The 10,501-nt window shown below is 71.8% G+C and carries 9 protein-coding genes; 5 read left to right on the top strand and 4 right to left on the bottom strand.

From position 1 onward, the window contains the following. Positions 1 to 891, bottom strand: an 891-nt coding sequence (locus VEC03_RS13475) for an NAD(P) transhydrogenase subunit alpha (protein WP_324915987.1), incomplete at its 3' end; no start/stop codon positions are given. A 126-nt stretch (positions 892 to 1,017) separates the two neighbouring features. On the opposite strand from VEC03_RS13475, the gene VEC03_RS13470 reads away from it, so the two are divergent. The 4 genes from VEC03_RS13470 to mnmA are packed head-to-tail and all read left to right on the top strand — an operon-like array spanning position 1,018 to position 4,586. Beyond that, positions 1,018 to 2,181 (top strand): metallophosphoesterase, encoded by a 1,164-nt coding sequence (locus VEC03_RS13470; RefSeq protein WP_324915986.1) that lies wholly within the window; start codon positions 1,018 to 1,020, stop codon positions 2,179 to 2,181. Between the two features lie 27 nt (positions 2,182 to 2,208). Next, entirely contained in the window at positions 2,209 to 2,931 is a 723-nt protein-coding gene (locus VEC03_RS13465; RefSeq protein ID WP_324915985.1) for a hypothetical protein, read from the top strand. Between the two features lie 16 nt (positions 2,932 to 2,947). Continuing rightward, positions 2,948 to 3,430 carry an NUDIX hydrolase gene (locus VEC03_RS13460; protein WP_324915983.1) on the top strand — a complete coding sequence of 161 codons (483 nt, stop codon included), beginning with the start codon at positions 2,948 to 2,950 and terminating at the stop codon, positions 3,428 to 3,430. Between the two features lie 46 nt (positions 3,431 to 3,476). Further along, positions 3,477 to 4,586, top strand: coding sequence for a tRNA 2-thiouridine(34) synthase MnmA (gene mnmA / locus VEC03_RS13455; protein WP_324915982.1), 1,110 nt, complete (start codon positions 3,477 to 3,479; stop codon positions 4,584 to 4,586). Here the strand turns inward: mnmA and VEC03_RS13450 are convergent. From VEC03_RS13450 to VEC03_RS13440, 3 genes are all read right to left on the bottom strand, one after another. After that, positions 4,564 to 5,532 carry a nitronate monooxygenase gene (locus VEC03_RS13450; protein ID WP_324915981.1) on the bottom strand — a complete coding sequence of 323 codons (969 nt, stop codon included), beginning with the start codon at positions 5,530 to 5,532 and terminating at the stop codon, positions 4,564 to 4,566. The two genes, mnmA and VEC03_RS13450, sit on opposite strands and share 23 nt — an antisense overlap. Positions 5,533 to 5,684: 152 nt before the next feature. Next, on the bottom strand, positions 5,685 to 6,170 hold the full coding sequence (gene ssb, locus VEC03_RS13445; protein ID WP_324915979.1) for a single-stranded DNA-binding protein: 486 nt from the start codon (positions 6,168 to 6,170) through the stop codon (positions 5,685 to 5,687). Positions 6,171 to 6,221: 51 nt separating this feature from the next. Further along, on the bottom strand, positions 6,222 to 7,430 hold the full coding sequence (locus VEC03_RS13440) for an MFS transporter (protein WP_324915978.1): 1,209 nt from the start codon (positions 7,428 to 7,430) through the stop codon (positions 6,222 to 6,224). 129 nt (positions 7,431 to 7,559) lie between these two features. On the opposite strand from VEC03_RS13440, the gene uvrA reads away from it, so the two are divergent. Continuing rightward, the gene (gene uvrA / locus VEC03_RS13435; RefSeq protein WP_324915977.1) at positions 7,560 to 10,496 is read left to right on the top strand and encodes an excinuclease ABC subunit UvrA; all 2,937 of its coding nucleotides are present in this window, start codon (positions 7,560 to 7,562) and stop codon (positions 10,494 to 10,496) included. The last annotated feature ends 5 nt before the right edge of the window (positions 10,497 to 10,501 follow it).

Raw genomic sequence — 10,501 nt, 5'->3', positions numbered from 1 at the left:
CGGGCAGTTGCCGCCCTGCGGCGCCGCCAGGTCGACGATCACCGAGCCCGGCTTCATGGACTTCACCATCTCCTCGGTCACCAGCACCGGCGCCGGTCGGCCCGGGATCAGCGCGGTGGTGATCACCACGTCGGCCTGCGCCACCCGCTTGGCGACCTCGACCTTCTGGCGCTCCAGCCAGCTCGGCGGCATGGGCCGGGCATAGCCGCCCACGCCCTCGGCCGCTTCCCTCTCTTCCGCGGTCTCGTAGGGCACGTCGATGAACTTGGCGCCCAGCGACTCGACCTGCTCCTTCACCGAAGGGCGCACGTCCGACGCCTCGATCACCGCGCCCAGCCGCTTGGCCGTGGCGATCGCCTGCAGGCCGGCCACGCCGACGCCCAGGATCACCACGCGCGCGGCCTTCACCGTGCCGGCGGCGGTCATCAGCATGGGGAAGAAGCGCTGGTAGCGGTCGGCCGCGATCATCACGGCCTTGTAGCCGGCGATGTTGGCCTGCGAGCTGAGCACGTCCATGCTCTGCGCCCGCGTGGTGCGCGGCGCCGCCTCCAGCGCGAAGGCGGTCAACCCGGCCGCGGCCATGCGCTGCAGCCCGTCCGCATCGAAGGGGTTGAGCATGCCGACCAGCGTGCTGCCGGGCTTCATCGCCGCCAGCTCGTTCTCCTGCGGCGGGCGCACCTTGAGCACCAGTTCGCAGCCGAGCGCGCCGGCCTGGTCGGTGATCTCGACACCGGCGGCGACGTAGGCCTCGTCGGTCGCGCTGGCCGCCAGGCCGGCCGCCGATGCGACCCGCAGCGTGTGACCCTGCGCCTTGAGCTTCTTCGCGGTTTCGGGCGTCACGGCGACACGGGTTTCGCCCGGCGTCGTTTCGGCGGGCACGCCAATCTGCATGGCGATCTCCTCGCTTTCGGTGAGGTTGTAAGGGTTGGTTCAAGCTTACCTGAACTCTGCAGCGCCACTCTGGAAGGCGGGACGCCCGACCCCACCTGAGCGGCTTCCCCTCCGCCGCTGCCGCCCGTGCGCCTGTTCCTCCTCTCCGCCCTGCTCCACGGCCTGATCGCGCTCCGGCTGCTGCCGGCGCTCGCCTCGACGGCCGCCGGCGCCCTGGCGTCCTGGTTGCTGCTGTCGGCCGTGCTGGTTCCCATGGGGCTGATGGCGCGCCGCTTCGCCCGGCCGCCCCGGTCCGACCGGCTGGCCACCGCCGGCCTGTTCGCGCTCGGCCTGTTCTCCTCGCTGTTCGTGCTGACGCTCGCGCGCGACCTGCTGTCGCTGGTCGCCTGGGGAACCGGCGTGGCGACGCCGGCCTGGCTGCGCACCTCGGCCGAGGCCGTGCCGCTGCTGGCGCTCGCGCTCACCGCCCTGGGCCTGCTCAACACGCGGCGCACGGCCCGCATCAAGCAGGTGGAGGTGCCGATCGCCGGACTGCCGCCCGCACTCGAGGGCTTCACCATCGCCCAGATCAGCGACCTGCACGTGGGCCCGACCATCCGCGCCGGCTACGTCGAACGCATCGTCGAGCGCGTCAACGGATTGCAGGCCGACCTGGTGGCGATCACCGGCGACATCGTCGACGGCCCCGTGCACGAGCTCGGCTCCCACGTGGCGCCGCTGGCCGGCCTGCGCTCGCGCCACGGCAGCTTCTTCGTCACCGGCAACCACGAGTACTACGCGGGCGCTGCCCCTTGGCTGGCCGAGCTGCGCCGCATGGGCATCCGGGTGCTGCTGAACGAACACGTGGTCATCGAGCACGACGGCGGCACGCTGGTGCTGGCCGGCGTGCCCGACTACAGCGCGCACCATTTCGACCCGGCGCACCGCAGCGACCCGGCAGCGGCGCTGGCCGGCGCGCCGCCCCACGCCGGGGCGCGCATCCTGCTGGCCCACCAGCCGCGCACGGCGGCGGCGGCCGAGCAGGCCGGCTTCGACCTCCAGCTGTCCGGCCACACCCATGGCGGCCAGTTCTTTCCCTGGATCTACTTCGTGCGGCTGCAGCAGCCGTTCACCGCCGGGCTGCACCGGATGGGCCGGCTGTGGGTCTACGTCAGCCGGGGCACGGGCTACTGGGGGCCGCCCAAGCGGGTGGCGGCGCCCTCGGAAATCACGCGGCTGAGGCTGGTCGCCAGCCCCAGCTGGGCTGGGAGCGGTCCTACACCGACGCAAGGTGGCGTCCCACACCGATGAGCTCGTGCGGAATCAAAAACTGCCCGAATGCCACGCCCCGCCTTCCTCTCCTCCCCCCTGACCGGCGCCCGCGCCAATGGCGTCTGCTACCTGGGCGCCGCACGGGCGCGGCGCAAGTTCGAGCTCTATTACCCGGACGGCTTCCAGGACGAGACCTACCTGATCGCCGAGCGCGCCTACAAGGAGCGGGCGCACCTGGAATGGCAGGCGGAGCTGGGGCCGGCCGAATTCCGCAAGCTGCTCGCCCGCGGCGAGTTCCGCCAGATCGCTGATACCGCGATCCGGATCGAATCGCGCACCAACCTGCTGTTCTCCTTCGAGAAGATGGCGCTGCGCGACGCGCTGCGCACGCCGGCCGGGGCGCGCCTGTTCGCGCACGAGCTGTACGCCTTCCTGTACGGCCGCGGGCCGGCACAGCGCAAGTTCGAGGATTGGGTGCAGGCGGTGGCCGACCTGCCCAAGCGCGAGGCGCGGGTGCTCACCTGGCCGGTGGTCACGGTGTTCGGCTTCATCGCACGCCCGGACCGGCACCTGTTCCTCAAGCCCAGGGTCACGCGCCGGGCGGCCCGCAACTACGGCTTCGATTTCGGCTACCGGGCCGAGCCGTCCTGGCCGGTCTACCAGGGGCTGCTGACGTTCGGCGCCATCATCCGCCGCGACCTCGACCGCCGCCCGGCGTTCCGGGCGCGCGACATGATCGACGTGCAGTCCTTCATCTGGGTGCAGGGCTCCGACGAGTACGAGACCTGACCCAATAATCGGCGCGATGGACACGCGCTGGAAACCCAACGTCACGGCGGCAGCCATCATCGAGCGCGACGGCCGCTTCCTGCTGGTGGAGGAAAAGACCCGCGACGGCCTCCGGCTGAACAACCCGGCCGGCCACCTGGACCCGGGCGAATCGCCGGCGCAGGCCTGCGCCCGCGAGGCGCTGGAGGAAACCGCCCATCCCTTCGAGCCGACGGCGCTGGTCGGCATCTACCTCGCGCGGGCGGAGCGTCCCGGCAGCGAGGAGGACGTGACCTACCTGCGCTTCGCGTTCTGCGGCCGGGTCGGCGAGCCGGTGCCCGGCCGGGCGCTGGACGCCGGGATCGTGCGGGTCCTGTGGCTCACGCCGGACGAGGTGCGCGCCAGCCGCGGCCGCCACCGCAGCCCTTCGGTGCTTAGCTGCATCGAGGACTACCTCGCCGGCGTGCGCTACCCACTGTCGCTGGTGACCATGCACGCCGGCGCCGCGCGCCCGGCCTGATCCCTGCTTGGGCAGGGAGAAGGACCGCCCCGGGATAATCCGCCCCATGGGCAGCAGTCGCAGGGTGGTGGTCGGCTTGAGCGGAGGGGTCGACTCCGCCGTGAGCGCCTGGCTGCTCAAGCAGCAGGGCTGGGACGTCGTCGGCATCTTCATGAAGAACTGGGAGGACGACGATGACGACGAGTACTGCTCCTCGCGCCAGGACTTCCTGGACGCGGCCGCCGTCGCCGACGTGATCGGCATCGAGCTGGAGCACGTCAACTTCGCCGCCGAGTACAAGGACCGGGTGTTCGCCGAGTTCCTGCGCGAGTACCAGGCCGGCCGCACGCCCAACCCGGACGTGCTGTGCAACGCCGAGATCAAGTTCAAGTCCTTCCTCGACCACGCCATGCGGCTCGGCGCCGGGAAAATCGCGACCGGCCACTATGCCCGGGTGCGCGAGGCCGGCGACGGCTTCCAGCTGCTCAAGGGCCTGGACGAGACCAAGGACCAGAGCTATTTCCTGCACCGGCTGACCCAGGCGCAGCTGGCCCGCAGCCTGTTCCCGGTCGGCGAGCTGCGCAAGACCGAGGTGCGGCGCATCGCGGCCGAGATCGGCCTGCCCAATGCGAAGAAGAAGGACTCCACCGGCATCTGCTTCATCGGCGAGCGGCCGTTCCGCGAATTCCTCAACCGCTACATCGCCAAGGAGCCCGGCCCGATCAAGGACGAGCGGGGCCGCGTGATCGGCCAGCACCAGGGACTGTCGTTCTACACGCTGGGGCAGCGGCAGGGGCTGGGCATAGGCGGCATCAAGCCCAGGGGCGCGCAGAAGGGCGGCGGCGAGCATGCGCCCTGGTTCGTGGCGCGCAAGGACATGGCCGCCAACACGCTGTGGGTGGTGCAGGGCCACGACCACCCCTGGCTGCAGTCGGCCGCGCTGCAGGCCCAGGATGCGAGCTGGATCGCCGGACGGGCACCGGCGGCCGGGACCTACGGATCCAAGACCCGCTACCGGCAGGCCGATGCGCCCTGCGTGCTGGCCCCGGGTGCCGACGGCGGCTTCCGGCTGGACTTCCCGCAGCCGCAGTGGGCCGTGACGCCGGGGCAGTCGGCCGTGCTCTACGACGGCGAGGTCTGCCTGGGCGGCGGGGTCATCGCCGCGGCCGAGCGCTGAGGCACTCGCGCGCCTGCGCCGCCATCCGGCGTACCAGTTCCGCGGCCGGCGCCACGTCGCCGATCAGGCCCACTGCCTCGCTCACCATGACGCAGGTGTCGTCCGGGTTGCCCGACGCGACGCCACGCCAGTAACGCGCCTCCTCCCGGTCCAGGACCTCCGGCCGGACCAGCTCCTCCTCGTGGCCGTGCCACTGGGCGGCGAAGCCGGTGTGCAGGATGCGCGCCGTGAAGCCGGCGGGCCAGACGTAGCGGCGGGCCAGGTCGGGCACCCGGCTGCGCACGGTGATGTCGCCGTCGGCCGCCACCGCCGCCTCCTGCAGGCCGGCCGGCCACAGCGACTCCGGACTCATCAGCAGGCGCGAGCCGATCAGCGCGCCGTCCGCGCCCAGCATCAGCGCCGCGGCCAGGCCCCGGCCGTCGGCCACGCCACCGGCGGCCAGCAGCAGGGTGTCGGGCGCGCTGCGGGCGATCAGGTCGGCCACCTCCGGCACCAGGGTGAAGGTGGACCGCTGCAGGCCGTGGCCGCCGGCCTCGCTGCCCTGCGCCACCAGCACGTCGGCGCCCGCCGCCAGCGCCTCACGTGCCATGGCCAGCGTCTGCACCTGGCAGATCGCCTGCGCACCGGCTTCGCGGATGCGCGGCACGAAGGGCGCCGGGTCGCCGAAGGACAGCATCACGGCGGCCGGCCGATGCGCCAGTGCCTGGTCCAGCAGGCCGGGCTGGCGCGCCAGCGACCAGGTGATGAAGCCGACGCCGATGCGGGCGTCGCCGGCAGCGGCGAACTCGCGCTCCAGCCAGTCGGCCTGGCCGTAGCCGCCGCCGATCAGGCCCAGGCCGCCACCCGCGCTGACGGCCGCGGCCAACCGGCCGCCGGCCGCGCCGCCCATGGGCGCGCCCACGATGGGCAGTTCGATTCCGAGCTTGCGCGTCAGCCGCGTTTCCATGGATGCATCCCTCCGATGGCGAAAGCGGCCATCAGACCATGGATCGCGGTACCGGCGCGCGAGGCACGCCGGGTCGCCACAAGGTCAGCAGGGGTGGCCGCCTTTCACGGCGGCGTGCGACACCAGCCTGCGCGGGGCAGGCCGGCCGGTCTTCAGAAGGGGATGTCGTCGTCCATGTCCTCGAAGCCGGACGCGGACTTGGGGGCCGGGGCGCGCTGGGGCGCCGGGGCCGGACGGGAGGCCGGCGCGCGGCGCTCGCCGCCGCCTTCGTAGTCGTCGCCGGCCGAGGGGCCGCCCATGCCTTCGCGGCGGCCCAGCATCTGCATGGTGTCGGCCCGGATCTCGGTGCTGTACTTCTCGACGCCCTGCTGGTCGGTCCACTTGCGGGTGCGGATGCTGCCTTCCACGTAGACCTGCGAGCCCTTCTTGAGGTACTCGCCGGCGATCTCGGCCAGCCGGTCGTTGAACACCACCCGGTGCCACTCGGTGTGCTCGCGCGCCTCGCCGGTCTGCTTGTCCTTCCACTTGTCGGTGGTGGCGATGGTCACGTTGCAGACGCGGCCGCCGCTCGGGAAGGTGCGCATTTCGGGATCGCGGCCGAGGTTGCCGACGATGATGACTTTGTTGACGGATGCCATGGCGGTGTTCCTCCGGAAGTTCGGGCGATTATGTGGGTTTCAGCGGCGGGTTCACGCGGCCTCGGCCTCGTCGGCCAGCACCTGTTCGGCCGACGACGAGCGCCCCGGGGCCCGCATGGGCCAGGCCACCACCAGCCAGAGGAACAGCGCACCGGCGCAGGCGGCGAACAGGCCCGCGTCCCCAACGTGCTTGGCCAGCCAGCCGCCGACCGCGCCGCCGGCGAAGAAGCCCAGCGATTGGAGGGTGTTGTAGACGCCGAGGGCGGCGCCGCGCGCATGCGCCGGTGCCAGCCGGGAGGCCAGGCTGGGCTGGGTGGCTTCCAGCACGTTGAAGCCGATGAAGAACACGAACAGCACCAGCCCCAGCGGCCACGCCGAGGGCCGGTCGGCCAGCAGCGCGAAGCCGGCCTGGGCCGCCAGCAGCAGCCCGATCGAGGCCAGGAACACCGCCCGCAGGTAGCCACGCCGCTCCAACGGGAACAGGGTAGCCGCCATCACCAGCACCGCGGCGGTGATCGCCGGCAGGTACACCGTCCAGTGGCTGTCCTTGTCCAGCCCGGCCTGCACCAGCAGCCCGGGCAGGGCCACCCACATGGCCAGTTGCACCGCGTGCAGCACGAAGACGCCGACGTTCAGCCGGAACAGCGGCGCGTGCCAGAGCACCTCGGCCAGCCGGCCCCGGGGCGTGTCCGCGTGGGCGGCCGGCTCCGGCGGCGTCCACCAGGCGACCACCGCCATGCAGGCCAGGGCCAGCACCCCGGTCAGCGCGAACAGGCCCGACAGCCCGATCCAGCGCGCCACCACCGGCGAGGCCACCAGCGAGATCGCGAACATCAGCCCGATGCTGGCGCCCACCAGCGCCATCGCCTTGGTGCGGACCTCGTCGCGGGTCTGGTCGGCCAGCAGGGCCGTGACGGCCGCCGAGACGGCGCCGGCGCCCTGCAGCGAGCGCCCGACGATGAGCCAGAACACGTCGCCCGCCGCGGCCGCCAGGAAGCTGCCGGCGGCGAAGACCAGCAGGCCCAGCAGGATGACCCGCTTGCGGCCGAAGCGGTCGGAGGCCATGCCATAGGGGATCTGCAGCACGCCCTGGGTCAGGCCGTAGATGCCCATGGCCAACCCGACCAGGACGGGATCGTCCCCGCCGGGGTAGCGGGCCGCCTCCAGCGCGAACACGGGCAGTACCAGGAACAGCCCCAGCATGCGGGCGGCGAAGACCAGCGAGAGCGAGCCGCTGGCGCGGCGCTCGTCGGGGGTCATGCGGTGGATGGTCGGAGCGGGAACTGAAGTCACTTGGGGGAAGCAGGGGTGCCGGGATGCGGCCGCGGGCCGGCCGGCGAGGCTTGCATTGTCAGGCAAGGGCCGGCCCGGCCGCAGCGCAGGCCTATCATGGCGGGTTCCCCTTCCCACGCCCAGCCGTTGAACACTCCCGACGAAGGCAAGTACCTCGCGCGCTCGCTGCAGGACCAGCGCATCGCCATCCGCGGGGCCCGCACGCACAACCTGAAGAACGTCGACCTGGACCTGCCGCGCAACCGGCTGGTGGTCATCACCGGCCTGTCGGGCTCGGGCAAGTCCTCGCTCGCCTTCGACACCTTGTATGCCGAGGGGCAGCGGCGCTACGTCGAGAGCCTGTCGGCCTACGCCCGGCAGTTCCTGCAGCTGATGGACAAGCCGGACGTGGACCTGATCGAGGGCCTGTCGCCGGCGATCGCCATCGAGCAGAAGGCCACCAGCCACAACCCGCGCTCCACCGTGGGCACGGTGACCGAGATCCACGACTACCTGCGGCTGCTGTACGCCCGCGCCGGCACGCCCCACTGCCCCACCCACGGCCTGCCGCTGTCGTCGCAGACGGTGTCGCAGATGGTGGACGCGGTGCTGGCACTGCCGGCCGACACCCGGCTGATGGTGCTGGCGCCGGTGGCGCGCGAGCGCAAGGGCGAGTTCGAGGAGCTGTTCGCCCAGATGCAGGCCCAGGGCTACGTGCGCTTCCGCATCGACGGCGAGATCGTGGAGGCGGAGCGGCTGCCCCGGCTGAAGAAGAACGAGAAGCACGCGATCGACGTGGTGATCGACCGGCTCAGGGTCCGGCCCGACGCCCAGCAGCGCCTGGCCGAGAGCTTCGAGGCCGCGCTGCGCCTGGCCGACGGGCGCGCGGTCGCGCTGGAGATGGACGGCGGCCGCGAGCACCTGTTCAACGCGCGCTTCGCCTGCCCGATCTGCCACTGGTCCATCGCCGAGCTGGAGCCGCGCCTGTTCTCCTTCAACTCGCCGGTGGGCGCCTGCCCGGCCTGCGACGGCCTGGGCTGCCTGGAGTTCTTCGACGCGCAGCGGGTGGTGGCCTTCCCCTCGCTGTCGCTGGCCTCCGGCGCGATCAAGGGCTGGGACCGGCGCAACCCCTACTACTTCAGCATGATCGAGAGCCTGGCGCGGCACTACAAGTTCAGCGTCGACGAGCCCTTCGAGAACCTGCCGCCGGCGGTGCAGCAGGCCGTCCTGCACGGCACCGGCGAGGAGGAGGTCCGCTTCAACTACGTGATGGAGTCGGGCGCCTCGGCCGGCCGCAAGGTCACGCGCAAGCACCCGTTCGAGGGCGTGATCCCGAACATGGTGCGGCGCCTGCGCGAGACCGACTCGCCTGCCGTGCGCGAGGAACTGGCGCGCTACCGCAGCCTGCAGCCCTGCCCCGACTGCGAAGGCACGCGGCTGCGCCCGGAAGCGCGGCACGTGCGGGTCGGCGAGGGCGAACAGGCCCGCACCATCCACCAGGTCGGCAGCGCCACCCTGCGCGAGGCACAGGCCTGGTTCGACGGGCTGGCGCTGGCCGGCAGCAAGGCCGAGATCGCCGCCAAGGTGGTGCGCGAGATCGCCGTGCGGCTGAAGTTCCTCAACGACGTGGGGCTGAACTACCTCAGCCTGAACCGCAGCGCCGAGACGCTGTCCGGCGGCGAGGCCCAGCGCATCCGGCTGGCCAGCCAGATCGGCTCCGGCCTGACCGGCGTGATGTACGTACTGGACGAGCCCAGCATCGGCCTGCACCAGCGCGACAACGACCGCCTGATCGGCACCCTGCAGCACCTGCGCGACCTGGGCAACAGCGTGCTGGTGGTGGAACACGACGAGGACATGATCCGGGCCGCCGACCACGTGGTGGACATGGGCCCCGGCGCCGGCATCCACGGCGGCCGGGTGATGGCCCAGGGCACGCCGCAGGACGTGCAGGACAGCCCCGACTCGCTGACCGGGCGCTACCTGGCCGGGACGCTGCAGATCCCGGTGCCGAAAAAGCGCCATGCCTGGCTGCCCATGCCGGGTGGCAAACCCGGCGAGGTCCAGCGACTGCGCATCGCCGGCGCGCGCGGCCACAACCTCAAGGACGTGACCGTGGAGTTCCCGGTCGGCCTGCTGACCTGCGTCACCGGCGTGTCCGGGTCGGGCAAGTCCACCCTGGTCAACGACACGCTGTATGCGGCGGTGGCCCGCACCCTGTACCGGGCGCACCTGGAGCCGGCGCCGCACGAGGAGATCGACGGCATCGACCACTTCGACAAGGTGATCAACGTCGACCAGTCGCCGATCGGCCGCACCCCGCGCAGCAACCCGGCCACCTACACCGGCCTGTTCACCCCGATCCGCGAGCTGATGGCCGAGACCAACCTGGCCAAGGAACGCGGCTACGGCCCCGGGCGCTTCTCCTTCAACGTGGCCGGCGGCCGCTGCGAGGCCTGCCAGGGCGATGGCGTGGTCAAGGTCGAGATGCACTTCCTGCCGGACGTGTACGTGCCCTGCGACGTCTGCAAGGGGCAGCGGTACAACCGCGAGACGCTCGAGGTCCAGTGGAAGGGCCGCAACATCGCGGAGATCCTGGACATGACGGTGGAGGACGCGCACGAGTTCCTCAAGCCGGTGCCGGCGATCGCGCGCAAGCTGCAGACGCTGCTGGACGTCGGCCTGTCGTACATCCAGCTCGGCCAGGCCGCCACCACCCTGTCCGGCGGCGAGGCGCAGCGCGTGAAGCTGGCGCTGGAACTGTCCAAGCGCGACACCGGCCGCACCCTCTACATCCTGGACGAACCCACCACCGGGCTGCACTTCGCCGACATCGACCTGCTGCTCAAGGTGCTGCACCAGCTGCGCGATGCCGGCAACACCATCGTGGTGATCGAGCACAACCTGGACGTGATCAAGACCGCCGACTGGGTGATCGACATGGGGCCGGAAGGCGGCGACGGCGGTGGCACCGTGGTGGCCGCGGGCACGCCGGAGACGATCGCGGCGCACCCGGACAGCCACACCGGGCGCTATCTCAGACGCCTGCTCTGACGGTC

This window comes from Ramlibacter sp., from assembly GCF_035627355.1.
GTDB lineage: Bacteria > Pseudomonadota > Gammaproteobacteria > Burkholderiales > Burkholderiaceae_C > Ramlibacter.
The sequence above is the reverse complement of the archived record's forward strand: the minus strand, read 5'-3'. Positions and strand labels throughout refer to the sequence as shown.

Excerpts from the sequence above, each read along its gene's own strand:
- VEC03_RS13465 (WP_324915985.1), top strand. The coding sequence starts at position 2,209 with ATGCCACGCCCCGCCTTCCTCTCCTCCCCCCTGACCGGCGCCCGCGCC.
- VEC03_RS13460 (WP_324915983.1), top strand. The coding sequence starts at position 2,948 with ATGGACACGCGCTGGAAACCCAACGTCACGGCGGCAGCCATCATCGAG.
- mnmA (WP_324915982.1), top strand. The coding sequence starts at position 3,477 with ATGGGCAGCAGTCGCAGGGTGGTGGTCGGCTTGAGCGGAGGGGTCGAC.
- VEC03_RS13450 (WP_324915981.1), bottom strand. The coding sequence starts at position 5,532 with ATGGAAACGCGGCTGACGCGCAAGCTCGGAATCGAACTGCCCATCGTG.
- ssb (WP_324915979.1), bottom strand. The coding sequence starts at position 6,170 with ATGGCATCCGTCAACAAAGTCATCATCGTCGGCAACCTCGGCCGCGAT.
- VEC03_RS13440 (WP_324915978.1), bottom strand. The coding sequence starts at position 7,430 with ATGACCCCCGACGAGCGCCGCGCCAGCGGCTCGCTCTCGCTGGTCTTC.
- uvrA (WP_324915977.1), top strand. The coding sequence starts at position 7,560 with ATGGCGGGTTCCCCTTCCCACGCCCAGCCGTTGAACACTCCCGACGAA.